Source organism: Mesorhizobium opportunistum WSM2075, assembly GCF_000176035.2.
Classification (GTDB): domain Bacteria; phylum Pseudomonadota; class Alphaproteobacteria; order Rhizobiales; family Rhizobiaceae; genus Mesorhizobium; species Mesorhizobium opportunistum.
In genome coordinates this window covers 1,695,997-1,720,922 of sequence record NC_015675.1, presented here as the reverse complement: position 1 = coordinate 1,720,922, position 24,926 = coordinate 1,695,997, and the positions used below count along the sequence as shown (strand labels likewise).

The window sequence follows — 24,926 nt, the reverse complement described above, 5'->3', positions numbered from 1 at the left end:
CGACCGGATGCGCGGCATTGGATCAGGCCGCCGCCTCGGCCGCGACAATCGTCGGTTTCGAGCGGAAATTCAACCGGTCGGATCCCGCCGTCACCTTGACGGTCGAACCGTCGAGAATCTCGCCGAGCAGGATCTTCTCCGCCAACGGATCCTGCAGGTCCTTCTGCATCACCCGCTTCAACGGCCGCGCACCATAGGCCGGATCGTAACCCTTGGCCGCCAGCCATTCGATTGCCTCGTGATCCAGCGCCAGCGTGATCTTGCGATCGACAAGCAGGCTCTCCAGCCGCTTGAGCTGGATTTCGACGATGCGATCCATGTCTTTGCGGCGCAACCGGTGGAACAGGATCACCTCGTCGACGCGATTGAGGAACTCCGGCCGGAACGATGCCCTGACGACGCCCATCACCTCGTCGCGTACCGCGTCGACATCCTGGTCCTCGCCGAGATTGACGAGATATTCGGCGCCGAGGTTCGACGTCATGATGATCAGCGTGTTGCGGAAATCGACGGTACGACCCTGGCCATCGGTCAGGCGGCCGTCATCGAGAACCTGCAGCAAGACGTTGAAGACATCCGGATGCGCCTTCTCGATCTCGTCGAACAGCACGACCTGATAGGGCCGGCGCCGCACGGCTTCGGTCAGCGCACCGCCCTCCTCATAGCCGACATAGCCGGGAGGCGCGCCGATCAGCCGGGCGACCGAGTGCTTTTCCATGAACTCCGACATGTCGATGCGCACCATGGCGCTGTCGTCGTCGAACAGGAAGCTGGCGAGCGCCTTGGTCAGTTCGGTCTTGCCGACACCCGTCGGCCCGAGGAAGATGAATGAGCCGATCGGCCGGTTCGGATCCTGCAGGCCGGCACGGGCCCGACGCACGGCTTTCGAAACAGCCTGCACCGCCTCGCCCTGGCCGACAACACGCTTGCCGATCTCGTCTTCCATGCGCAACAGCTTGTCGCGCTCGCCCTGCAGCATCTTGTCGACCGGAATGCCGGTCCAGCGCGAGACGATGTGAGCAACGTGATCGGGGTTGACCACCTCTTCGACCATCCCCGCCTTGCCGTCCTGGGCTTCGGCCTCCTTCAGCTTCTTTTCCAGCTCCGGGATCTTGCCATAGGCAAGCTCGCCGGCGCGCTGGAATTCACCCTTGCGCTGGGCAATGGCCAGATCGTTGCGCGCCTCGTCGAGCTGCTTCTTCAGGTCGGCGGCGAGGCCAAGCTTCTGCTTCTCGGCCTGCCACTTGGCGGTGATCTCGGTCGATTCCTCCTCGAGGCCGACCAGCTCCTTTTCCAGGCGGGCGAGCCGGTCTTTCGAGGCATCGTCCGTCTCGACCTTCAGTGCCTCGCGCTCGATCTTGAGCTGCATGATGCGGCGATCGATTTCGTCCAGCGCCTCGGGCTTCGAATCGACCTGCATCCTGAGCCGCGACGCGGCTTCATCGACAAGGTCGATCGCCTTGTCGGGCAGGAAACGGTCGGCGATATAGCGGTTGGACAGCGTCGCCGCCGCCACCAGCGCCGAGTCCGAGATGCGCACCTTGTGGTGCTGCTCGTACTTCTCCTTCAGGCCGCGCAGGATCGAGACGGTGTCCTCCACCGTCGGCTCGTCGACGAAGACCGGCTGGAAGCGGCGGGCAAGGGCCGGATCCTTCTCGACATGCTTGCGGTATTCATCGAGCGTGGTCGCGCCGACGCAGTGCAGTTCGCCGCGCGCCAGCGCCGGCTTCAGAAGGTTCGACGCATCCATGGCGCCGTCCGCCTTGCCGGCGCCGACCAGCGTGTGCATCTCGTCGATGAACAGGATGATGCTGCCGTTGGCCGAGGTGACTTCTGAAAGCACGGCCTTCAGCCGCTCCTCGAACTCGCCGCGATACTTGGCGCCGGCAATCAGCGCGCCCATGTCGAGCGCCATCAGCTGCTTGTCCTTCAGCGATTCCGGCACGTCGCCATTGACGATGCGCAGCGCCAGGCCTTCGGCGATCGCGGTCTTGCCGACGCCCGGCTCGCCGATCAGCACCGGGTTGTTCTTGGTGCGGCGCGACAGCACCTGGATGGTGCGGCGGATCTCGTCGTCACGACCAATCACGGGGTCCAGCTTGCCGGCGCGGGCATCCGCCGTCAGGTCGCGCGCGTATTTCTTCAGCGCGTCATAGCCCTGTTCGGCACTCGCCGAATCGGCGGTGCGGCCCTTGCGGACATCGTTGATGACCTGGTTCAGCGCCTGCGCGGTGACGCCGGCCTTGGCCAGGATGTCGGCGGTCTTGGCCGATTTCTCCATGGTGAGCGCCTGCAGCAGCCGCTCGACGGTGACGAAGCTGTCACCGGCCTTCTTGGCCAGTTCCTCGGCGGTCGAGAACACCTTGGCCAGAGGCTGCGCCAGATAGAGCTGGCCGTTGCCGCCTTCCACCTTGGGCATCGCCTCGAGCGCCGTCTCGACGCCGAGCTTGACGTCGCGGACATTGCCGCCGGCGCGCTCGATCAGCGACGCGGCCAGGCCTTCGTCGTCGTCGACGAGGACTTTCAGGATATGTTCGGGGGTGAATTGCTGGTGATTGCGTGAGAGCGCCATGGTCTGCGCGGACTGGATGAAGCCGCGCACGCGCTCGGAATATTTCTCAAGGTTCATATCTGTCTCCTTCCGTCACCGGCCCGCTTTGCGGCACCGGATCAGATTACGGTGACGGACCCGCCCATTCGAGCCGGATCCAGTTCAGCCGAGATATGGTGCATAGGCTATGCCGTCTCAAGACGCCTTGATATCGGTCAATGCATAATATTCCACGTCAGCCCAAACGAAAACGGCGGAGATTTCTCTCCGCCGTTCAACGTCTTGAAATACTGTCCGATCAGTTGTCGATGTCGGTGGTGGCCGGCTCGGCATTGCCGCTGTCGGCGGGGGCCGTGGTCATCTCACCCGTATCGGCGTTGCCGCCACCGGCGTCGACCTGGTCGGCATTGGCGCGAGGACGGCGCGGACGCCGCGGGCGGCGGGCGGCACCGCTCTCGGCGGCTGCCTCGTTGAGTTCGGCCTGGGCCGCCAGACCGGCGGGCGAAAAATTCTCGAATGACGGAGCCGGCTCGGCTGCGGCAACGCTCTCGGCCGGCGACGTGGCTTCTTCCGCCTGGACCGGGGCCTCGTTGCGCTGCTGCTGGCCGCCTTGCTCTGCGGAAGCATAATCGCGCTGGCCGTTCTGGCCATAGCCGCCAGTGGGGCGGCGATCACGGTGGCGTCCGCCATTGTCGCGGCCGCCATTGTTGCGCCCGCTATTATCACGGCCGCCATCACGATTATCGCGGCCGCTTTCCCGGTTCAGCGCCACCTCGGCTGGCATGCCTTCGATCACCGGCTGCGGCCCGGCGCCATGGTTGATCACCGGAACCTGCGGTTCGGAACCAACGTTGCCGCCGTTTCCTGCCCCATTGCCGGACCCGGCATTGTCGAACTCGTCGCGATCCTCGTCGCCGTCATCATCGAAATCGTCGCGATTCTGCTGGACGTTCTGGATCGGCATCTGCGCCTGGGCGGCGGCAATGATGCGATTGTAATGTTCTGCGTGCTGGAGATAGTTCTCCGCCATGACTCGGTCGCCGGAGCTTTGCGCGTCACGTGCCAGGGTGGCGTATTTTTCGGCGATCTGCTGAGCCGATCCACGAATCTTTACGTCCGGACCGTTGCTCTCGTAATTGCGCGTCAGGGGATTCGGCCCCTTGCGGTTGTTGTTGTTGTTATTGTTATTGCCGCCGCCGCCGCCATTGTTGTTGCGACCGCGCATGCGCCTGTTCTGCTGTTGTGGCCTCATTCGACTCTCTTCATTTTGAAATTTTTGAAAACTCGTAACGAACGGTGGCGCTCATGCAGCCAGCCGTTCGGTTTCTTCACCGGCGTTCGCCCGCATCAATTGCGTTGGCGCCACGTGCCATCCTGTTCCGGTTACATCACTTGCCGGACGATTCCCGCACGAAGCTTGGGCGTCGTTTGCGCAAGAAGGCAGCTATTTCCAAGGAAACCGAATCGCTAAGAGCACTGCCTGCTTCGTCTCATCCGGTTAAGGCGACCCTAGCCGCATTCCCCGGCATTGCCAAGCGCTTTTTTCGCACTGCGTCAAGGCTTTCCCCGTTGAAAGACAAGAACCCTGTCGTTTCCACCAAGGTCGCGGAAAGCACCGACCAGTCCATAACCCGCAGACCTGAATATATCCGTAACTTCGTCCTGCTGCGTGCGGCCGATCTCGACCGCAACCCTGCCTTCGGCTTCCAGAAACCTTGCCGCCTCGGCGGCGATGATCCTGTAGGGGTTCAGCCCATCCACGCCGCCATCGAGGGCTAGGCGCGGGTCGAAATCGCGGACTTCGTCCTGCAGATTTCCAATGTCTTGGGAAGGTATATAGGGAGGGTTTGCGGCAATTACATGGTATCGGCCTGAAACTTTTTCGAACCAGTCCGACTGCAGCGCCGTGAACCGGCCGCCGAGCCCGAGTTGCCCGGCATTGCCGGTCGCCGTCGCCAGCGCACCGGGGGCGATATCGACGCCGGTGGCGGTCGCGGCCGGCTCGGCGCTGAGCAACGCCAGGGCGATGGCGCCCGTCCCTGTGCCGAGATCGAGGATGCGGCATGCGCCCTCGCGCGCCGCGATTGCCTTGACGAAGGGCAAGATCGCCTCGACCAGCGTTTCGGTGTCCGGCCGCGGCTCCAGCGTTTCCGGCGACAGCGACAGCCGCAAACCGTAGAATTCCCGATAGCCGAGGATGCGATGCACCGGTTCGCCGCCGGCCCGTCGTCTCAAGGCGGCGTCGATCGTCTCGATGGCGCGCCCGTGAACCTTGAACTCCGGATCGGCAATCGCTTGGGTGCGCGTGGTACCGGAAAAGTGTTCGACGATCAGCCTGGCATCGAGCGTCGGATCATCGACAGCTGCGGCCACGAGCCGAGCCCGCGCTTCCCGCAACAGCGGCCCCAGCGCCTCTGGCAGGCTGTCAGCCATCAAGGCCGATATCGGCGAGCAGCTTCGACTGGTGATCGGCGATCAGCGCGTCGATGACTTCGTCGAGCTCGCCCATCATCACCCGGTCGAGCTTGTAGAGCGTCAGGTTGATGCGATGGTCGGTGACGCGGCCCTGCGGGAAATTGTAGGTGCGGATGCGCTCCGAACGGTCGCCGGAGCCGACCTGCGACTTGCGTGCCTCCGAGCGTTCCTCGTCCGCCTTGCTGCGCTCCATGTCGTAGAGCCGGGCGCGCAGGATCTGCATGGCCTTCGCCCGATTCTGATGCTGCGACTTTTCCGCCTGCACCACCATGATGCCGGTCGGCAAATGGGTGATGCGGACCGCCGAATCGGTGGTGTTGACGTGCTGGCCGCCGGAGCCCGAGGCCCGCATCGTGTCGATGCGGATATCTTCGGCGCGGATGTCGATATCGACCTCTTCGGCTTCCGGCAGCACGGCGACGGTGGCGGCGGACGTGTGGATGCGGCCGCTGGCCTCGGTCGCCGGCACGCGCTGCACGCGATGCACGCCGGATTCGAATTTCAAATGGGCAAAGACGCCCCTGCCGGAAATGGTGGCGATGATTTCCTTGAAGCCGCCGGCATCGCCGTCGCTGGCCGACACCGTCTCGAAACGCCAGCCATGTTCGGCGGCATAGCGCTCGTACATGCGAAACAGGTCGCCGGCGAAAAGGGCGGCCTCATCGCCGCCGGTGCCGGCACGGATTTCGAGGATGGCGTTCTTGTCGTCGGCGGCGTCCCTGGGCAGCAGCAGGAGCTGGATATCCTTCTGCAGCGCCTCGATGCGCTCCTCGACACCGGGCAGATCCGCCTCGGCCAGCGCCCGCATCTCGGCATCGGTGCCCTTGTCGGCGAGCATCGCCTCAAGATCGGCCTGCTCATGCTCGGCCGAGCGCAGCGCCCGAACCTTGGCCACCATCTCCTGCAGCTCTGCATATTCCGATGCCATCTTCACATAGGCATCCGGCGCCGGCCCAGCCGACATCTGCGCTTCGAGCATCTCGAAACGCTTGACGACTTGATCCATACGATCGCGTGGCAGGTTGACCATGATGAGGCTGCTACAATGGGATCGAGCGGTCGTCGGCAAAGGCCTGCAGCAGCGCCCGCATGGGCAACCCCTGCGCCGGCGCCATCAGATTGTCGTCGAAGAACGCCTTCAATTCCTCCAGCGGCAGCTCCGTCAGCATCGCCTTGACCGGGCCGATCGAGGCCGGCGACATCGAGATCGAACGGAAACCGAGGCCGATCAGCGCCATTGCTGAAATGGGTTTTCCGGCGAGTTCGCCGCACAGCGTCACTGGCGTGTGATTGCGTATACCGGCATCGGCGATCTGCTTGAGCACGCGCAGGAACGGCGCCGACAGCGTGTCGAAGCGGTTGGCCAGCTGCGTGTTGCCGCGGTCGACCGCCATGACGAACTGGAACAGGTCATTCGACCCGACCGATACGAAGTCGACGGCCTTCATCAATTCGTCGAGCTGGAACAGCAGCGAGGGCACTTCCAGCATGGCGCCAAGCTTGAGGCTGGTCGGCAGATGATGAGCGAAGCGCGACAGATGCCGCACCTCGCGGTCGATGATCTCGCGCGCCTGGGCGATCTCGCCGAGCTCGGTCACCATCGGCAGCATCAGCTTGAGCTCGCGCCCGCCGCTGGCCTTCAGCAGGGCGCGGATCTGGGTGCGCAACAGTCCGGGACGGTCGAGCGTCAGGCGGATCGCTCGCCAGCCGAGCGCTGGGTTCTCTTCCTGGATGGCGCCCTTGAAGTAGGGCAGCACCTTGTCGCCGCCGATATCGATGGTGCGGAAGGTGACCGGCTTGCCGCGTGCCGCCTCGAGCACGTCGCGGTAAAGTTTCTCCTGGGCCTCGGCACGGGGAAAGGTCGAGGCGACCATGAACTGCAATTCGGTGCGGAACAGGCCGATGCCGGCCGCGCCGGCCTCGGCCAGTTGCGGCAGGTCGACCGCCAGCCCGGCATTCATCAAGAGATCGACCTGGACGCCGTCCTTGGTCGTCGACGGCTTCTTGCGCAGCTCGCGATAGACCTCTTGCCGGCGCGCCCTGAAACGCACCTTTTCGGCATAGGCGGCTTCGAGATCGGACTGCGGCCGCAGATGGATCGCGCCTTCCTCGCCGTCGACGATGATGGCATCGCCGTTTTCCGCCATGGAGACGGCGCCCTTCATCTGGCCGGCGACCGGAATGCCCATGGCGCGCGCGACGATGACGACATGACTGGTGGCCGCGCCATCCTCGAGCACCAGCCCGCGCAATTTGTCGCGGGGATAGTCGAGCAGCTCGGCCGCGCCCATCGAACGGGCGACGATGATGGCATCCTTCGGCAGCGAGGCGGCGACATCCTCCGGCCCACGCCCCATAAGCTGGCGCAGCAGCCGGTTGGCGAGATCGTCGAAATCGCTCATCCGCTCGCGCAGATAGGGATCGGTCATGTGCAGCATGCGCGCACGCATGTCGCTCTGCACCTTTTCGACCGCCGCCTCGGCCGTCAGGCCGTTGCGGATCGCCTCTTCCAGCCGGCGCACCCAGCCGCGGTCATTGGCGAACATGCGGTAGGCTTCCAGCACCTGGCGATGCTCGCCCTCGAAGGCGACGTCGCGGCGTTCCAGCATGTCGTCGATCGACAGCCGCAGCGACCCGAGCGAGGCTTCGAGCCGCCGGACCTCCTCCTCGCTGTCTTCGTTGAACAGATTGGTGACGACGATCCGCGGCTCGTGCAGCACGACGTGGCCAAGTCCGACGCCATCGTTGAACGACAGGCCGGTGAAGCTGACCGGGCGGCGCAAATCGAGTTCGAGGCCAGGCCGGGTCAGCCGCGCCAGATCGCCGGTGGCGATCATCTCGGCGATGACCATCGCGGTGGTTTCCAGCGCCTCGACCTCGTCGTCGCGGTAGTGGCGCATGGTCTTGTTCTGGACGACCAGGACACCCAGCGTGCGCCCTGCCCGCAGCACCGGCACGCCGAGGAAGGAATTGTAGATCTCCTCGCCGGTCTCCGGCAGGTAGGCGAAGGCCGGGTGTTCCTGTGCGTTGGACAGGTTGAGCGGCCGCGCGCTCGCCGCGATCGTGCCGACCAGGCCTTGTCCCAGCCTGAGCTGCGCCAGGTGGACGGCGTTCGGGTTCAGGCCTTCGGTGGCGTAGAGTTCGAGCACCGAATCGGCGCGCAGCACATAAAGCGAGCACACTTCGGCGACCATGTTGGAGGCGATGTCGCGCACGATCCGGTCAAGCCGCTCCTGCGGCTCCAGCGGCTCCTGCATGAGCTCGCGGAGCCGTTTGAGCAAAACGCGCGGGCCACTGGCCTGATCACGCATCGCGGCTTGTTCTCCAATGGGCTTCTTGCCGGCGCAGTTTCCGCCGCGGCCGGCACTCACGCAACAACTGATTCAGTCTTGCTACTGCTTATCGAGACCGTAGACGGAATGCAAAGTACGAACCGCGAGTTCAGTGTATGGACCGTCGATCAGTATCGAAATCTTGATCTCGGAGGTCGTGATCGCGCGGATATTGATCGAACGGTCGGCCAGCGCCTTGAACGCGGTGGCGGCGACGCCGGCATGGCTTCTCATGCCGATGCCGATGACCGAAACTTTCGACATGCCGGCTTCAGACTGCACGACGTCGTAGCCGACCTCGGCTTTCAGCCGGTCGAGCACGGCAAGCGCCTTGTCGAGGTCGCCCGACGGCACGGTAAAGGTCATGTCGGTGAACTTGCCGTCCTCGGAGATGTTCTGGACGATCATGTCGACATTGATGTTGGCCTCGGCCAGCGGCCCGAAGATGCCGGCGGCGACGCCTGGCCGGTCGCCGACGCGGCGCAGCGAAATCTGGGCCTCGTCCTTGGCGTAGGCAATTCCGGTGACGACCTGCTGTTCCACGATCTCTTCCTCGTCGCAAATGAGCGTTCCCGGAGGATTGAGCAAATCCCCCATTCCGGGCGCATCGGGATCGTCGAAGGACGACCGCACGAAGGTACGCACCCTGTGCACCATGGCAAGCTCGACCGAACGCACCTGCAGAACCTTGGCGCCGAGCGAAGCCATTTCAAGCATTTCCTCGAACGAAATCTTGGCCAGCCGCCGCGCCTTCGGCTCGATGCGCGGATCGGTGGTGTAAACCCCGTCGACGTCGGTGTAGATGTCGCAGCGGTCGGCCTTGACCGCTGCAGCGATGGCCACCGCACTGGTGTCGGAGCCGCCACGGCCGAGCGTGGCGATGCGATTGTCGGGCCCAATGCCCTGGAATCCGGCGATCACCGCCACCTGGCCTTCGCCGAAGCGCTTGACCAGGAAGGCCCCGTCGATGTCGAGGATACGCGCCGCGCCATGCGCATTGTCGGTCTTGATCGGGATCTGCCAGCCCTGCCAGGAGCGCGCATGCACGCCCATGTTCTGCAAGGTGATCGCCAGCAGGCCCGCAGTGACCTGCTCACCCGAGGCGACGACCGCGTCATATTCGCGTGCGTCATGCATCGGCGAGGCTTCGCGCGTCCACTGCACCAATTCATTGGTCTTGCCGGCCATCGCCGAGACCACGACAGCCACCTCATGGCCGGCATCGACCTCGCGTTTGACGTGACGCGCCACATTGCGGATACGGGCGATGTCGGCGACGGAGGTTCCGCCGAATTTCATCACGATACGCGCCATGGAAGCGAAATGCCTTTGACTGAAGCCGGCCTGGGAGCCGAAAGCGGGAGAAAGCGCCCGGCTGACGCTGGCCGCTGAATGCGCGGCCTCCTTAACCAAATGATGACGGTTTCGCAAGACTGGCGACAGGCTGGCGGCCGATCGCAGCGTTCAAGAAGGCGGCATATTGCCTTCCAAGCTTGCGCCGCTTACCAAATATTGCCCACGAGAAATTCCTTTTGGTTCGGCAAAATAGATGATTGCCCGTCTTCGGCGTGCCATGCGATGGCAGTCGGTACCACTCGTCACCGGCTTCGCTGTATTGGCGATGATCGTCGGCACCCGTGCCGTGCTCGTCGAAAACCAACGAGCCAATCGCGCCGCCGCTCGCGAGACAATCGAGTATCAGGAATTGCTGTCGGGGTTGCTTTCGATGGCGCAGGACGCCGAGAGCGGCCAGCGCGGCTATCTCTTGACCGGTGAGAAATCCTATCTCGAACCTTACCGGAAGGCCGTCGATGCCATTCCGGGACAGCTCTCCCGCATCGACGCCATGACGGCTTCGGACGACCAAATCGTCCAGCAGATCAATCATATCAAGGACGCGCTTTCGCAAAAGCAGGCTGAACAGGCCCGGACGATTGCCCTCTATGACAAGGGCGATGCCGCCGCAGCGCTGCAACTGGTCCGCAGCGGCCAGGGCAAGGCCGCCATGGACGAAATCCGCGCCAGCATGGATACGATCCGCCGCATCAGCGCCGCCGATATCGCCGCACGCGACGAACACACGGACCGGGTTGAAGCCTGGCTGCGCATCGGCTCGCTGGCGGCCCTGCTGGCGATCTTCGTGCTCGGCGTCTACACCATCCGTGAATCCCGCCGCCGCTTCCGCGACGTTGTGGTCGGCCAGGAAGAGCTGATGCGCAAGAACATCGAACTCGGCAACGAAATCCAGACACGTGAAAAAGCCGAGTCCCAGATACGCCAGATGCAGAAGATGGAGGCGGTCGGCCAACTGACAGGCGGTATCGCTCACGATTTCAACAACATGCTTGCGGTGATCATCAGCGCCATGAACCTTGCCCAGCGCAAGCTGAAGCGCGGCGAGCACGACTTGGAAAAGCTCATCGAGGCCGCGACCGACGCGGCCAGCCGCGCCGCCAAGCTGACCTCGCGGCTGCTTGCCTTCTCGCGCCAGCAGCCGCTGGCGCCTCAAATTGTCGACGCCAACAGGCTGGTGACCGGCATGTCGGACCTTCTGCGTCGTGCTCTGGGTGAAGGCATCGTCATCGAAACGGTGCTGGCGGGCGGCCTGTGGAAAACCCATGCGGATCCAAGCCAGATCGAGAACGCGATCCTCAACCTGGCCGTCAATGCCCGTGACGCGATGAGCGAAGACGGCAAGCTGACCATCGAGACCGCCAACAGCCATCTCGACGACGGCTACGCCGCCACCCATGCCGACGTGATCCCCGGCCAGTATGTGATGATCGCCGTCAGCGATACCGGCGAGGGCATGTCGGCGGATGTGATGGCGAGGGCATTCGAGCCTTTTTTCACGACCAAGCCGGTCAACAAGGGCACGGGACTTGGGCTGAGCCAGGTGTTCGGCTTCGTCAAGCAATCGGGGGGCCACGTCAAGATCTACTCCGAACGGGACCAGGGCACGACGGTCAGGATCTACCTGCCGCGCTTTTTCGGACCGGAGGAGCCGGCAATACCGGCCGAGCGCGGCGACAGCACCGCCAAGGTCACCGAGACGATCCTCGTGGTCGAGGATGATGCCCAAGTGCGGGCGGCCACGACGGACGCCATGCGCGAACTCGGCTATGAGGTCATCGACGTTGGAAGCGGTCAGGAGGCGCTTGAGAAGCTGGCCGCCACACCTGGCATTGCCCTTCTCTTCACCGACATCGTCATGCCGGTGATGAACGGCCGCAAGCTCGCTGAGGAGGCGGTGGCGCGCCAACCCGGCCTGAAAGTCATCTTCACCACTGGTTTCACCAGGAATGCCGTCGTCCACAACGGCGTGCTCGACCATGACGTGAACTTCTTGGCCAAGCCGTTCACCATCGAGCAACTGGCCGCGAAGCTGCGCGAGGTGCTGGACACGAAATAATGCAGGTTGGCCGCCAGAACTCCGCCTCAGTCCGAGACAGCCACGCCTGTCCATAAGCCGGGATAGTCGACGACGAAGCCAAGCGGCGAAACATCGAGGACCTCCTCGTAACCGAACATCGGCGCCGCGTAGGCATAGCGGGTCTCGTCAAGGCGACGGTAGCTCTGTTCGAGGCGTACCAGTTCCAGCGCAGGGAAGGTCAGGTAGGCAGCCGGAGCGGGCGTCGCCTCGCCGATGCCGAGAGCGAACCGGCGGATCGCCACCAGGTTCGACGCCGGCGTGAAACCGAGATCGATATCGACGAGGCCGGTAGCAGCGTGCTGCGGTTCGCCGTTCAGCATCCACCGACCGTCGGAATCGCGTTCGATCTCATAGTGCAGGCTCCGCACGCCGAGAACGCCCTCGACCCGTGCTGAACGCGTGCGCCAGCTGGCATCGCAAATCGCCTCATAGGCAAGGCAGCATGGCGTGCCGTCCTGGACGAAAATGGCCTGTCCCTTGAGACGGAACCCGTCGTCGGTGCGCGAAAGCAGGCAAGCGTCGTGTCCTTCCACATCCAGCCGGCGCCAAAGGATCGAAGCCATCTTCCGTGTCATCGTCGTCTCCTCTATTCAAAGCCTATCCTCTCTTCGCCCGCCAGGCCGATTGCGTTTCGCCCCAATGCCCGGCAGGTGACATGTCCTGACAAGGCGGGTCCCGACAGGGCGGGTTGCTCTGCCAGTGGAGGAAAAATGCTGCCTTGACATTCGCGGCCTCACGCCCGACTTCCTAACGCATGACCCCGAAATCGAGATCGATTTCGGGGTCATGCGCAGATTCAAAGTGCTACAGCGTCCTTTGCGCGTCCAGGGACGTGCGGCGCTGCAGTGCCGAGGAGACCAACCGATGCCCGAGCCCCGACGATCGACGATCGATGCCGGAGAGGTGGAACGTTTTTCCGCCCTTGCCGCGGAGTGGTGGAACCCGAACGGCAAGTTTCGTCCGTTGCACAAATTCAATCCGGTCCGGCTTTCCTACATCCGCGACCAGATAGCGGTGCGCTTCGGCCGTGACCCGCGCGCGGCGCGGCCTTTCGAAGGCCTGCGCATCCTCGATATCGGCTGCGGCGGCGGCCTCCTGTGCGAGCCGATGGCCCGGCTTGGCGCCGAGGTGGTGGGCGCCGACGCTTCGGCGACCAACATCGAAGTGGCGAAGCTGCACGCGGCCGAGGCCAATGTGAGCGTCGACTATCGCGCCACGACCGCCGAGGACCTTGCCGACGCCGGCGAGACATTCGACGTCATCCTCAACATGGAAGTGGTCGAGCATGTCGCCGACATCGACCTGTTCGTCGCCAAATGCGGGCAGATGGTCCGCCCCGGCGGCATCATGTTCGTGGCCACCATCAACCGCACGCTGAAGGCGCTGGGTCTCGCCATCATCGGCGCCGAATATGTTCTGCGCTGGCTGCCGCGCGGCACCCACCAGTTCGGCAAGCTGGTGCGCCCGGAAGAGCTGGAAAAGGCACTCGGCGGCGCCGGCCTGACCGTCATCGATCGCACCGGCGTCACCTACAATCCGCTTGCCGATCGCTGGTCACGGTCGAAGGACATGGACGTCAACTACATGGTGCTGGCCGAAAAAGGATCGGTCTGACCAACCACACTCCCTGGAGAAATGACCGACATCCAAGGCCGGAGCCCGGCGGCGGAGGCGCCGACTAGATCCAGAATCGCTACGCCTTCTGGCTCTGCGCCCTGGTGGTGATGACGACGCCAATGGTGATGATGACCGCACCGGCCCAGGTCAGCAGCCGATAGTGCTCGCCAAGAAAAATCGTGCCCGCAAACAGCCCGACGGCGGCCGCCACATAGCCGATCTGGCTGAGATAGACCGGGCCGCCGACCGCCTGCAGCCGGAAGAAGAAGGCGAACATCGCCGACGCCGACGCAACCTGCCCGACGACGACCAGCGGCACGCCGCCAAGCGGCGCGAAAGCCCCGACGCCGAACAACGCAAGTATGCCGGCGAGCAGCAGCGTCGCCGCTGCCAGATGGCTGCCGACGGCCAGTTCGATCGGTCCGGTATCCTGCGGCCAGTCGACGGTGCGGTAGATGTTGCCGGCGGCAAGGCTGACCGGGATCAGCAGGCCCATCACCACCCAGAACAGATCGGCAGGCTGGCCGGCCTCGCCGCGTGTCACCGCCACCATGACGGCACCGACGAAGCCGACGGCGATGCCGATGATGCCGAGAAGGTTGGGGCGCCGGACGCGCAGCAGGATCGAAAACACCAGCGTGATGACGGGCGACAGCGTGAACATGATGCCGGTGTAGCCGGCCCCCAGATGCGGTATGGCCGAGAACATCAAGAGATTGGGGACGGCGTAGGATACCGCCGCGGTGACGAAGAAATAGCGCAGTTTGTGGGGGGTGAGCCGAATGCGCTGGCCGCGTGCCAAGAGCGCGCACAGCAGCAGGATGCCGGCGCCGAACGAGATGACGAAGGCCCAGACCATGGCCAGCACCCCGGCTGTTGTGGCAAGCTTGCCGAAAGGCAGCGTCAGGCCGAGCAAGCCACCGGTGACGATGAGCAGGCCGAGCGCCGAATCCCAGAGAAATTTCATTTGATCGAGCCCTGTCGTGCGGCCCTTGGCCGGCATTGAATCTTGAGGTAAGATAATGCAAAGATTCTTAACGTCAAGATATATAGTGGTGAGACAGTGGACAGGGCAGCGCGAGCGATCGAGCAGTGGAAGCGGGAGCGGCCGGACCTGGATGTCTCGCCGATGGGCGTGCTCGGACGGCTGAACGAGGCATCGTCCCTGATTGCCCGCGATCGCCTCGCGCCGCTGTTTGCCCGTTACGGTTTACAGTCCGGGGAGTTCGATGTGCTGGCGACGCTGCGCCGCTCCGGATCACCCTACGCGCTGACGCCGACCGCGCTCTACGAAGCGACGATGGTGACGTCGGGCGCCATGACCAACCGGCTCGACCGTCTGGAAACATCCGGATTGATCTCGCGCGGACCGCACCCCAACGACCGGCGCGGCATTGTGGTGCGGTTGACCGAAAAGGGCCTTGCGCTCATCGACGAGGCTGTTACCGCGCACGTCGGCAACGAACACGAGATCCTCGCGGGCCTGACGCAGGCCGAACGGGAAACGCTCTCGCGCCTGCTTGGGAAATTGATCGGTAGTATAGGCTAACCGCTCAGTTGCGGTCGTCCGGGAACACCGGGATCGGCATGAAGTCGACGCCGTCCTCGGCGAGGCTCTTGGCCTCGTCCAGCGTCGCCTCGCCATAGATGCCCCGCGCATCGGTTTCGCCGAAGTGGATTTTTCGGGCTTCCTCGGCGAACTTGTCGCCGACATAGTCGGCATTCTCGCGCACCTTCTCGGCCATCGCCTTCAACTGCGCCAGAGCCTGCTTCTGCGCCTCGCCCATGGCGAGCGCTATGGTTTCCTGCTTGCGGGCCGTGGAAACGGCGGGCGCCATCAAGGCCTTCTGCACCTTGTGCGAGCCGCAGCTCGGGCAATCGACAAAGCCGCGCTTCTTCTGGGTGTCGAAATCGTCATTGCTGCGAAACCAGCCCTCGAACTCGTGCTCGTTCTCGCAGATCAGGGAAAAGCGGATCAAGAGGCAGCACCCCTGAGAAGCGGCGCCTCCGCTGAACCGGCATTGACGGCGAAATCCCGCGCATTTTTCAGGTTGGGGATCTTCTTGCGCGCGGCGAGCGACTGCGCCGGGTCGATCTCGGCGACGATCACACCGGGCTCGTCATGCGCAGCCTCGGCGATGATGCGGCCCCACGGATCGACGATCAGCGAATGCCCAAAAGTCTCGCGGCCATCCTCATGCAAGCCGCCTTGCGCGGCGGCAACGACATAGGCGCCATTTTCGATGGCGCGGGCTCTCAGCAGCACATGCCAGTGCGCCTCGCCCGTCTGGCGGGTGAAGGCGGCGGGTACGGTCAAAACATCCGCGCCGGCCATCGCCTCGGCGCGGAACAGTTGCGGGAAACGCAGATCATAGCAGACCGCGAAGCCAAGCCTGGCGCCCGCGATCTCGGTCACGACGGCCTCGGTGCCCGGTTCGTAGGCGGCGGATTCGCGCCAGCTCTCGCCATTGTCGAGATCGACGTCGAACATGTGGATCTTGTCGTAGGTGGCGAGCGTGGCGCCGTCGGGTCCGAACAGCAGCGCCCGGTTGGCGAGCTTGCCGTCGGCACGCAGGATCGCGGTCGAGCCTATATGCAGGAAAACGCCGAGTTCGCGCGCCAGTCTGCAAGCGGTCGCGACAACGATGTCCTTGTCTTCGGAGGTGAAGGAAGCGGCACGCGCTTCCTTGTCCCGGATCAGCGCTCCGGTCATTTCCGGTGTCTGGATGTAGGTCGCGCCTTGCGCCGCGGCCTCGCGCACCAGCCGTTCGACATCGACCGCATTGCGCTCGGGGCTCTCGCCTGAACGCATCTGGATCGCAGCAGCCTTGAAAACACCCATCGTCACACCCTCAAATCGTCGCGCCGTTGGCGAGCAGCCTGTCCAGCCGGCCTTCGGCCTCCAGTTCATGGAGGTCGTCGCAGCCGCCGACATGTGTGTCGCCGATGAAAATCTGCGGAAAGGTCGTGCGACCATGAGCACGCGAAATCATCTCCTGCCGCAGTTCCGGCGAAAACGAGGCGTCATGCTCGGTATAGGCGACACCCTTGCGCTCCAGCAGCCGCTTGGCTGCCGTGCAGTAGCCGCACATCATGCGCGTATAGATCGTAACATCGGCCATGACGAATTCCGTAGTCTCTTCCAAGCTCATACGTCCATTGCCGACTTATATAGTCGCGGACTCGTCCGCCCGAAAGTCCCCCGGCAATACACGGGCAAACGTCAACACGTCGACTGCGGCAGCACCTCCCTTTTTCAGCGCCTTGGTGGCGGAACGCACGGTGGCGCCGGTGGTGTAGACATCGTCGACCAGAAGCACCCTGCGGCCGGCAATCTCGATCTCGGCTTCCGCCGGCACCCGGAAAGCGGCGCGCACATTGTCCTCGCGTTCCTGCCGCTCCAGCCCGACCTGCTGCCGGGTGAGCTTGACACGCCGCATCGCCGAAGGTGCGAAAGACAGGCCGCTGAGCTCGCAAACCCCGCGCGCCAGTTCCGCCGACTGGTTGAACCGCCGCCTGAAGAAACGCCGCCAATGCAGCGGCACCGGCACCACCACATCGGCCTCGGCGATGAGATCGGCGCCGGCGCGCACCATCCAGCGCGCCATCCATGGCGCGAGGTCCGTACGATCCTGATATTTCAGCCCCTGCACCATCTGGCGGGCAACGCCGGAATAGGCAACGGCCGCCCGCGCCCGGTCGAAGGGCGGCGGATCGGCGATCGCCTCGGCCGACAGAAAGCCCTCGCCCATTTGGTGCGTGAACGGCGTGCCCATCACCGGACACCAGGGCCGTTCCAGAAGCCGCAGCTTCGGCCAGCAGGCGCCGCACAGCACGCCGGGCTGCGAGACATGCCGGCGGCAGCCGGCGCAAACCGGCGGAAACAGGATGCGCGCCGGCCAGCCGAGGGCCGATCGGGCCAGGCTTCCGATCTCGATGGACTTGATCTTGGACCTCGGATCGGCCACGTGGTTGGTTCTCCGTACCGGCTATACCAGGTATATCAGGGAGCGGACAAACAAGGATCCGCCCGTTGCAGCCGATAATGGATACCTCTCTGTGGCTGGCGCACAAGCGGCGCGCGCTTCACGCTCCGGTTGACGGTGCCGATTTCCTCATGAACCGCACCGCCGAGGATCTTGCCGACCGGCTGGGTGCCGTCGAACGCAGGTTCGGCAAGGCCGCGGTGCTGTTTTGCCAGACGCCAGCCGCGGCCAACGTCCTGGCCGCGAGCGGCAAGGTGACGGAGATCGTCCGCGTCGAGACGGACGCGGCTTTCCTGGACGGTGCCGCAGGCATGATCGCACCGCTGGAAACCGTGCCGTTCGAGCCGGAAAGCCTGGATCTGGCGGTGTCGCTTCTGTCGCTGCAGGCGATGAACGACATTCCAGGCATGCTGATCCAGATCCGCCGCGCGCTGCGGCCGGACGGGCTTTTCCTCGGCGCCTTCGCGGGCGCCGGCACGCTCGGCGAATTGCGCGAAAGCCTGCTTGCGGCCGAGACCGAGCTTTACGGCGGCGCCAGCCCGCGCGTCATCCCGTTCACCGACGTGCGCGATGCCGGCGCGCTTTTGCAGCGGGCCGGTCTCGCCCTGCCGGTCGCCGATGTCGAAACCGTGACGGTGCGCTATGCCAACCTGTTTGCCCTGATGGCCGATTTGCGCGCCATGGGCGAAACCAGCGCGCTTGCCGACCGCACCCGGCGGCCGGGTTCACGCAAGCTGTTCGCGCGTGCCGCCGAAATCTACGCCGAGCGGTTTTCCGACCCTGATGGCCGGGTAAGGGCAAGCTTCTCGATCGTCTGGATGTCCGGCTGGGCGCCCGATGCGTCGCAGCAAAAACCGCTGAAGCCAGGTTCGGCAAAGGTATCGCTGAAGACTGTTCTGGAGGGGCCTGAAAAGCATTGAGCTGTACGCGGACGCGGACAAGCCAGGATCAATGCGCGCCAAGGTCAATGCGCGAAAGCGTTGGCAAGCCTGCTGCCGTTGTCGCTGAACAGCCAGGTGATCGAGTTGAAGACCTGGCTGATGCCGCCAATGATGGTCAGCGACAGCACGCAGACAATCAAGGCGTATTCGACGGCAGTGGCGCCGGTCTCATCCGTCAGAAAACGCAGCAGCACTGTTTTCATCGCCTCGATCCCCGTTGCCGGAACCCTACCGCCGATCTGTTAAGAAAGGTTAACGGCAAAGGCTTAACGGGCGGTGAAATCACCGCCCTCTGGAAAATCTCTTAACCATATCAGCAGTCGCCGCTGCTCCTGCCGTCGGACTGGATGATGCAGACTGAACTTGGCTGAGCCTGCAGCACGCTGCGACGCACCGTATAGATGCTGCGATGACTGACCGAACCCGTGGCCGCCATGTCGAGGCCACCGGAAAAATCGTCACGAACCGATTGCGAGCGCGTCCGGCTGTCGAGGAAAGGTGTCGCGATCAGCGCCAGTGCCACCGCGGCCGAGCCGAACAGCAGGGTGATGCGCAGCACCCCCATGCCGGCGTCGGCGACACGAAAGCTGCGGTCGGGCCGGATCGAGTCCCAATCCCTGTCTAGGCTCATGCTGTCGCTCCCCAGCGAATCGGCGGCACGGCCGCGACAACACGGCCATGCATCAATTTTTCATGATGAGATAAATCTTCCATTAACGCTGGCTGATACGACCCGATACCGTGGATCCGGCTCGGCCACCGGCGGCAGCCCCGCTCACAGGAGATCGATGAGGAACGGGATCAGCGGAGCATCGGCCGGAGGCATCGGGTAGTCGCGCATCTGCTTGGGCCGCACCCATTTCAGCGCCTGCCCTTCCCTGGGCTGGGCAATGCCGCGGAAACGGCGGCAGATGAACAGCGGCATCAGAAGATGGAAGTCGTCATAGGAATGGCTGGCGAAGGTGAGTGGCGCCAGACATGGGATCTCGGTCTCGATGCCGATCTCCTCCTGCAGTTCGCGGATGAGGCATTGTTCCGGCGTCTCGCCGGGCTCGACCTTGCCGCCGGGGAATTCCCACAGGCCGGCAAGCTGCTTGCCTGGCGGTCGCTGCGCCAGCAGCACGCGGCCGTCGGCATCGACCAGCGCGCAGGCCGCGACCAGCAGCAGGCGCTTGCCCGTACTTGCTAGATCATTCATGTATTCACCAGCTCATTCATGCCCGACGTCACTCATGACCGGGCGGCCGGCGGTAGTGGTAGCGATAGACTTCCTCGAAGCCGAGCGAATGGTAGAGCGCCAGCGCCGGCACGTTGCCGGCCTCGACCTGCAGCCATGCCTCCCGCGCGCCGCGCAGCCGTGCCCATTTCAGCGCCGACAAGATCAGGTTGCGGCCATGGCCCTTGTTGCGCGCCGACCTGTCGGTCGCCACCTCGAACAGCCCGGCAAGATCGCCGTCATGCACGCAGATCAGCGTCGCCAGCGGTTCTGCCCCGTCTTCGAGCGCGAACAGCCCGGCTTCGGGCTGGATGGCGCCGATGATCTCCGACAGGCCGGGCCGCAACGAAACATCCGAACCGCTGACCTTGAGCGAGGCGCCTATGAAGCGGCTGATGTCCTTGAGCGGTATCTGGTCCATGGCGGTGTCGAGCTGCGCGGCCGCCAGCGGCAGCCGCATGACCAGGGATTCGTCGAACCGGTTCCAGCCCTCCTTGTCGAGATGACTGGCCAGATCAGGCCCCGACAACGGCGACATGCGGAAGGTCAGCGGCCGGCCATAGGCGTCGAAACGGCGGCTGGCGCGGCCGATGCGGTCGGCCATGTGCTGCGTGTCGCCGGGATCGAGCGGATTGACCGAATTCAGGCGCTTGGCCGGATGGCCGGCGGTCAGCCGCACCACCCAGGTGCCGTCATAATGGACCGCGGCCGCCGGCCAGGCGCGAAAGCCGGCCGCCTCGTAGCGGCGCACGGTTGCGAGCATGCTTGCCGGATGGCGCGAAACCAAGGCGATCAGCTCCTGTAATCGCCGTTGATGGCGACATATTCCTTGGTGAGATCGCAGGTCCACACCGTCGCCTTGCCGCGGCCGATGCCGATATCGGCGCGGATGCGGATGTCGTCGCGCTTCATGTAGGCCGAAGTCTTCTCTTCCGAATAGGCCGCATCGCGTTCGCCCTCATATGCCAGCCGGTTGTCGCCGAACCAGATCGACAGCCTGTCGCGATCGGCTGGCTCGCCGGCCTTGCCGACGGCCATGACGACGCGGCCCCAATTGGCGTCCTCGCCGGCAACCGCCGTCTTGACCAGCGGCGAATTGGCGATCGACAGTGCGATGCGCTTGGCCGAGCGGGCCGATTTCGCGCCGGTGACGGTGACCTCGACCTGCTTGCGGGCGCCCTCGCCGTCACGCACCACCTGCAGCGCCAGCGACTTCAGCACCTTGCCGAGCGCCCGGCGGAACGCGCCGAGACGGGCATCCCTGGGATCGGTGATTTCGGGCGCACCGCGTTGGGCAGCCTTGCCGGTGGCAAAGATCAGCAGCGTGTCGCTGGTCGAGGTGTCGCTGTCGACGGTGACGGCGTTGAAGGTCTTGGCGGTGCCGCGCGACAAAAGATCCTGCAGCACCGGAGCCGCGATCGGCGCATCGGTGGCGACGAAGGACAGCATCGTCGCCATGTCCGGCGCGATCATGCCGGCGCCCTTGGAAATGCCGTTGATGGTGACATCGATGTCGCCGAGCTTGACGGTCTGCGTCGCCACTTTCGGATAGGTGTCCGTGGTCATGATGGCCTTGGCCGCCTCGGTCCACAGATCCGGCTTGCCGTTGCTGACCAGGCCGGCCAGCAGATGGCTGAATTTCGTGGTGTCGAGCGGTTCGCCGATGACACCGGTCGACGCCAGGAAGACCTCTCCCGCCGTGCAGCCGGCCGCCTTGGCCGCCGCCTCCCCCGTCAGCGTGGTGGACTCGCGGCCCTTCTTGCCGGTGAAGGCATTGGCGTTGCCGGAATTGACGACCAGCACCCGGGCCTTGCCGGCGCCAAGGTTCTGCCGGCAGAAATCGACCGGCGCCGAGGGGCACTTCGACTTCGTGAACACGCCCGCGACCGTGGTGCCCGCGTCGAAGACCATGGCCAGGAGGTCGGTGCGGTTCTTGTACTTTATCCCCGCTTCGGCGGTGGCGATGCGCACGCCTTCGATAACAGGCATCTTGGGGTATTTCTTCGGCGCGAGCGGCGAAATCGTCGTGGACATGGGGACCTCGGGCGGGAAAATCGCAAGGGGAAGGCCGGTTTGCCCGATACGGAGCCCCTGCGCAAGGGCGTTTTCGCCGCGTCTGCCGGGCGCGAAACCACCGTGGATCAAGCTTGCGTTTCAAATCTGTTGGCATCGCCGGGGACTGTGGCGCTATCATCGCTTCCCATGGGCAGGCTTGCGATCCTCGCTTGGGCGTTTCTGGGACTTTTGCTGCTGAGCGCCGACGCTGAGCCGCAACGGCGCGTCGCGCTCGTCATCGGCAACGGCACCTATGCCGAAGCCGGCACGCTCGCCAATCCGGTGAACGACGCACTCGATATCGCCGATAAGCTGCGCTCGATCGGCTTCGAGGTCATCGAAGGCAACGATCTCGGCAAGCGCGAGCTCGAACGCAAGATCGGCGAGTTCTCGGATGCCCTGCAGGGCGCCGGCGCCGGGCTTTTCTACTATGCCGGCCATGGCCTGCAGGTCGACGGCCGCAATTACGTGGTGCCGGTCGACGCCAGGCTCGACATGCCGGTGAAGCTCCAGCTCGAAGCGGTGCCGATCGACGAAGTCCTCGACATCATGGAACAGCAGACCAAGGTCAGCCTGGTGTTTCTCGATGCCTGCCGCAACAATCCGTTTGCCCGCAGCCTGAGCCGCAGCGCCACAACCCGCTCGGCGACCGCGCTGGCAGGGCTGGCGCAATTCGATTCGACGCGCGGCTCCTTCATCGCCTTCTCGACGGCGCCGGGTGCGGTCGCCATGGACGGTACCGGGCGCAACTCGCCCTTCGCCGCCGCCTTGCTGCGGCACATCGCCGAGCCCGGCCAGAGCATCAACGACATGATGATCGCGGTGCGCCGCGACGTGGTCTCGCAAACGCGCGAGGCCCAGCGACCATGGGAACAGGGTTCGCTGCTCGAACGCTTCGAGTTCGTGCCGGGCGGCGGGCCGGTGCTGTCGCCCAAGGTGGCGGCGGCGCCCGCGCCAGCCCCGCAGGTCGCTGCACTCGAGCGCTCCGTGGGCGACGACAAAGCCTCGATCGAAAAATTCCTGCGCCAGGATTATCTGGCGCCGGACACCAGGGCGATGGCCGACACCGTCCGGCGGCTCTACGGTTCGTCCGCCTCCATTTTCGGCACACGCTACGACGCCGCCGCCATCCTCAAGATGAAGGCCGACTGGTTTGCGCAATGGGCTTCGTGGTCGCTTGGCCTGGAATCCGGCAGCCTGGAGATCACGCCGCATGGGGAGGATCGCGCCGATGCCGCTTTCGCCATGCGCTACGACTATGTGCCGAAGGACAAGTCGGCGGCACGGCTGACCGGCAAGGCGCGCATCACGCTCGGGCTGGTCAAGGCCGAGGACGGGTGGCGCATCGAGTCGGAAACCTCTCAAGCGGTGCAATGAACGGCGGGACGATCGCCCTGCGGCTTCGCCTGATTCGTTGAAAAACGGCCCGTTTCGTTTCATCGCGTGCTCACCTATGATTGCCGCGAAAGTGTTGGCGAGGACGACGGGAATGGCCGAGGACGCGGATCCGGCACGCAAATCGATTGGCGCCAGGCGCAATCCCGACAGCGCCGAAGCCATTCTGGAAGCCGCCGAAGCCGTGCTGGTCGAGGCCGGCTATGCCGGTTTCTCGATCGAAGCCGTGGCGCGCCGCGCCCGTGCCGGCAAGCCGACCATCTACCGCTGGTGGCCGAGCAAGGCGGCATTGCTGCTCGAAGTCTACCAGCGCCAGAAACGCGTCGATGTGCCCGATACCGGAAAACTGGAGGAGGATCTTGTCGGCTTCCTGGAGAACCTCTTCGCCCATTGGCGCGAGACATCGTCGGGCAGCGTGTTCAGGTCGCTGATCGCCGAGGCGCAGACGGACGAAACCGCGGCGACAGCCCTTGCCAGCTATGCCAGCGGACGCCGCGCCCATACCGCGCAGATCATCGAGCGCGCCAAGGCCAGGGCGGAGGTCGCGGCCGATATCGATCCGGGCGTGGTCGCCGACCTCGTCGCTTCCTATGCCTGGCGGCATCTCCTGACCAACCAGCTCGATGAGCCCGAGGCGACGATACGCAAGGTGGTCCACTATCTCCTGCAAGGCATAGCGGCATCAGGCAGATAGCGGCGGCTAGAAAAAGGGCGCGGCAACCCTTGGCTGCCGCGCCCCTTTGAAAACCTCGTTCAGGCTTACTTGCCGGCTTCCATCGTATCGACGGCCTGCTTCAGCTTGACATCGGGGATCTCGACCTTGGCTCCGGCGCGCAGCGACTTGACCAGGGCGAAATACTTGTCGCGGATGACCGCCTGCTTGGCCTGGTCCTTGACGTCGTCGAAGGCCGGCGGCTGCTTGGTGCGCTTGTCTTCGAGCTTGATGACGTGCCAGCCGAACTGCGACTGCACCGGCTGTTCGGTGTATTTGCCGACCTCGAGCGCGAAGGCAGCCTTGTCGAATTCCGGCACCATCTGGCCAGGTCCGAACCAGCCGAGGTCGCCGCCGCTGGTCTTGCCCGAGGGATCGCTGGTGTGCTCGTTGGCGAGCTTCTGGAAGTCGGCGCCGCCATCGAGCTGCTTGATGATCGCCTCTGCCTCTTCCTTCGTCTTCACGAGGATGTGACGGGCATGCACCTCGTTGACCGGCGGCGTGTTGGCGATCTCCTGGTCGTAGCGGGCGCGGACTTCGGCATCGGTGACCTTGGCAACGACGCCCTTCTCGACCATCTCGCCATGCAGCGCGCGCTGCTGCAGGAAGGCCATGCGGCGCTGGAAGTCGGGATCCTTGTCGAGACCGGTGGTGACGGCCTGGGCGGCCATGACGCGGATCTCGATGGCCGCCGAAAGTGCCGCGGCGCGGCGCTGTTCGGGCGGCAGCTGCGCGAACTGCTGCGACAGCTCGCCTTCGGCAAGCATGAGGTCGGCTTCGGTCAAAGGCTGGCCGTTGACGGTGGCGACCACGGCATTCGGGTCGACCGGCGCCGCCGCGGGTGTTGGAGCTGCCGCATCGGCCGGCGCGGGAGCCGGAGCGGTCTCCTGCGCCATCAGCGGCGACAGGCTAAGAGCCGACAGCCCGAAAGCCAGACCAAGGCTGGCAAGCGACGCACGGCGGAACAACAAGGACATAAGGATGACTCCGGTGGAGGATTGTAAGGAGGGACGGCTTCCAGATCAGCCAGATTGTGGCGGAATTTGGCGCGACCGGCAGGGCCAGCGCGGCGTTGACATCAGTTGAGCCCCCTCTTATCTGTCCAACGACTTGGCGTCCAGAACCGTTTTCCGGGCGCTTTTTGTGTTTGCCCGCATTCAAGCGGTGCGTTCACGCGGATTTGATGGGGCCGACCGGCGCCTGTCTCAAGATT

General features: G+C 64.4%; 24 protein-coding genes. 6 read left to right on the top strand and 18 right to left on the bottom strand.

The window, feature by feature from the left end; genetic code table 11:
- Nucleotides 1-22 precede the first annotated feature (22 nt).
- From clpB to MESOP_RS08195, 6 genes are all read right to left on the bottom strand, one after another.
- Entirely contained in the window at nt 23-2,629 is a 2,607-nt protein-coding gene (gene clpB, locus MESOP_RS08220; RefSeq protein WP_013892874.1) for an ATP-dependent chaperone ClpB, read from the bottom strand.
- Between the two features lie 220 nt (nt 2,630-2,849).
- Entirely contained in the window at nt 2,850-3,803 is a 954-nt protein-coding gene (locus tag MESOP_RS08215; RefSeq protein WP_013892873.1) for a DUF4167 domain-containing protein, read from the bottom strand.
- 302 nt (nt 3,804-4,105) lie between these two features.
- A complete protein-coding gene (gene prmC, locus MESOP_RS08210) occupies nt 4,106-4,984 on the bottom strand; it encodes a peptide chain release factor N(5)-glutamine methyltransferase (protein ID WP_013892872.1) in 879 nt (292 codons plus the stop codon).
- Nucleotides 4,977-6,056, bottom strand: coding sequence for a peptide chain release factor 1 (prfA, locus tag MESOP_RS08205; RefSeq protein ID WP_013892871.1), 1,080 nt, complete (start codon nt 6,054-6,056; stop codon nt 4,977-4,979). Before prfA ends, prmC begins: the two co-directional genes overlap by 8 nt.
- A gap of 10 nt (nt 6,057-6,066) precedes the next feature.
- Nucleotides 6,067-8,337, bottom strand: coding sequence for a phosphoenolpyruvate--protein phosphotransferase (gene ptsP, locus MESOP_RS08200; RefSeq protein WP_013892870.1), 2,271 nt, complete (start codon nt 8,335-8,337; stop codon nt 6,067-6,069).
- Between the two features lie 81 nt (nt 8,338-8,418).
- Entirely contained in the window at nt 8,419-9,672 is a 1,254-nt protein-coding gene (locus MESOP_RS08195; protein ID WP_013892869.1) for an aspartate kinase, read from the bottom strand.
- A gap of 259 nt (nt 9,673-9,931) precedes the next feature.
- Between MESOP_RS08195 and MESOP_RS08190 the strand changes: the two genes are divergently transcribed.
- The gene (locus MESOP_RS08190) at nt 9,932-11,770 is read left to right on the top strand and encodes a CHASE3 domain-containing protein (protein WP_013892868.1); all 1,839 of its coding nucleotides are present in this window, start codon (nt 9,932-9,934) and stop codon (nt 11,768-11,770) included.
- Between the two features lie 26 nt (nt 11,771-11,796).
- Here MESOP_RS08190 and MESOP_RS08185 read toward each other — a convergent pair whose 3' ends face one another.
- Nucleotides 11,797-12,366 (bottom strand): putative glycolipid-binding domain-containing protein, encoded by a 570-nt coding sequence (locus tag MESOP_RS08185; protein ID WP_013892867.1) that lies wholly within the window; start codon nt 12,364-12,366, stop codon nt 11,797-11,799.
- Between the two features lie 289 nt (nt 12,367-12,655).
- On the opposite strand from MESOP_RS08185, the gene ubiG reads away from it, so the two are divergent.
- Nucleotides 12,656-13,405: a bifunctional 2-polyprenyl-6-hydroxyphenol methylase/3-demethylubiquinol 3-O-methyltransferase UbiG gene (gene ubiG, locus MESOP_RS08180; protein WP_013892866.1), complete on the top strand. Its 750-nt coding sequence runs from the start codon at nt 12,656-12,658 to the stop codon at nt 13,403-13,405.
- A 79-nt stretch (nt 13,406-13,484) separates the two neighbouring features.
- On the opposite strand, the gene MESOP_RS08175 is transcribed toward ubiG, so the two are convergent.
- Complete coding sequence (locus MESOP_RS08175; protein ID WP_013892865.1) at nt 13,485-14,375, bottom strand: DMT family transporter; 891 nt, start codon at nt 14,373-14,375, stop codon at nt 13,485-13,487.
- 96 nt (nt 14,376-14,471) lie between these two features.
- Here MESOP_RS08175 and MESOP_RS08170 point away from each other — a divergent pair, with 96 nt between their 5' ends.
- On the top strand, nt 14,472-14,957 hold the full coding sequence (locus tag MESOP_RS08170; protein ID WP_013892864.1) for a MarR family winged helix-turn-helix transcriptional regulator: 486 nt from the start codon (nt 14,472-14,474) through the stop codon (nt 14,955-14,957).
- A gap of 4 nt (nt 14,958-14,961) precedes the next feature.
- Here the strand turns inward: MESOP_RS08170 and MESOP_RS08165 are convergent, their stop codons facing one another.
- Genes MESOP_RS08165 through MESOP_RS08150 form a run of 4 tightly spaced genes read right to left on the bottom strand, consistent with a single transcriptional unit; the run spans nt 14,962 to nt 17,376 of the window.
- Nucleotides 14,962-15,387 (bottom strand): DUF1178 family protein, encoded by a 426-nt coding sequence (locus MESOP_RS08165; protein ID WP_013892863.1) that lies wholly within the window; start codon nt 15,385-15,387, stop codon nt 14,962-14,964.
- A complete protein-coding gene (locus tag MESOP_RS08160; RefSeq protein ID WP_013892862.1) occupies nt 15,384-16,250 on the bottom strand; it encodes a carbon-nitrogen hydrolase family protein in 867 nt (288 codons plus the stop codon). Before MESOP_RS08160 ends, MESOP_RS08165 begins: the two co-directional genes overlap by 4 nt.
- A gap of 10 nt (nt 16,251-16,260) precedes the next feature.
- Nucleotides 16,261-16,530 carry a glutaredoxin 3 gene (grxC, locus tag MESOP_RS08155; protein ID WP_013892861.1) on the bottom strand — a complete coding sequence of 90 codons (270 nt, stop codon included), beginning with the start codon at nt 16,528-16,530 and terminating at the stop codon, nt 16,261-16,263.
- A 45-nt stretch (nt 16,531-16,575) separates the two neighbouring features.
- On the bottom strand, nt 16,576-17,376 hold the full coding sequence (locus MESOP_RS08150) for a ComF family protein (protein WP_013892860.1): 801 nt from the start codon (nt 17,374-17,376) through the stop codon (nt 16,576-16,578).
- Nucleotides 17,377-17,441: 65 nt separating this feature from the next.
- Here MESOP_RS08150 and MESOP_RS08145 point away from each other — a divergent pair, with 65 nt between their 5' ends.
- Nucleotides 17,442-18,314, top strand: a complete 873-nt coding sequence (locus tag MESOP_RS08145; protein WP_013892859.1) for a methyltransferase domain-containing protein — start codon at nt 17,442-17,444, stop codon at nt 18,312-18,314.
- A gap of 44 nt (nt 18,315-18,358) precedes the next feature.
- Here the strand turns inward: MESOP_RS08145 and MESOP_RS08140 are convergent, their stop codons facing one another.
- From MESOP_RS08140 to argJ, 5 genes are all read right to left on the bottom strand, one after another.
- Complete coding sequence (locus MESOP_RS08140) at nt 18,359-18,538, bottom strand: Flp family type IVb pilin (protein ID WP_013892858.1); 180 nt, start codon at nt 18,536-18,538, stop codon at nt 18,359-18,361.
- 110 nt (nt 18,539-18,648) lie between these two features.
- Nucleotides 18,649-18,966, bottom strand: coding sequence for a hypothetical protein (locus MESOP_RS08135; RefSeq protein ID WP_013892857.1), 318 nt, complete (start codon nt 18,964-18,966; stop codon nt 18,649-18,651).
- A 144-nt stretch (nt 18,967-19,110) separates the two neighbouring features.
- The gene (locus tag MESOP_RS08130) at nt 19,111-19,533 is read right to left on the bottom strand and encodes a (deoxy)nucleoside triphosphate pyrophosphohydrolase (RefSeq protein ID WP_013892856.1); all 423 of its coding nucleotides are present in this window, start codon (nt 19,531-19,533) and stop codon (nt 19,111-19,113) included.
- A 28-nt stretch (nt 19,534-19,561) separates the two neighbouring features.
- The gene (locus tag MESOP_RS08125; RefSeq protein WP_031250572.1) at nt 19,562-20,314 is read right to left on the bottom strand and encodes a GNAT family N-acetyltransferase; all 753 of its coding nucleotides are present in this window, start codon (nt 20,312-20,314) and stop codon (nt 19,562-19,564) included.
- Between the two features lie 29 nt (nt 20,315-20,343).
- Nucleotides 20,344-21,585: a bifunctional glutamate N-acetyltransferase/amino-acid acetyltransferase ArgJ gene (gene argJ / locus MESOP_RS08120; protein ID WP_013892854.1), complete on the bottom strand. Its 1,242-nt coding sequence runs from the start codon at nt 21,583-21,585 to the stop codon at nt 20,344-20,346.
- A gap of 168 nt (nt 21,586-21,753) precedes the next feature.
- Between argJ and MESOP_RS08115 the strand changes: the two genes are divergently transcribed.
- Nucleotides 21,754-22,983, top strand: coding sequence for a caspase family protein (locus tag MESOP_RS08115; protein WP_013892853.1), 1,230 nt, complete (start codon nt 21,754-21,756; stop codon nt 22,981-22,983).
- Nucleotides 22,984-23,095: 112 nt separating this feature from the next.
- Entirely contained in the window at nt 23,096-23,695 is a 600-nt protein-coding gene (locus tag MESOP_RS08110) for a TetR/AcrR family transcriptional regulator (protein ID WP_013892852.1), read from the top strand.
- A 65-nt stretch (nt 23,696-23,760) separates the two neighbouring features.
- Here the strand turns inward: MESOP_RS08110 and MESOP_RS08105 are convergent, their stop codons facing one another.
- Nucleotides 23,761-24,690, bottom strand: coding sequence for a peptidylprolyl isomerase (locus MESOP_RS08105; RefSeq protein ID WP_013892851.1), 930 nt, complete (start codon nt 24,688-24,690; stop codon nt 23,761-23,763).
- Nucleotides 24,691-24,926: the final 236 nt, after the last annotated feature.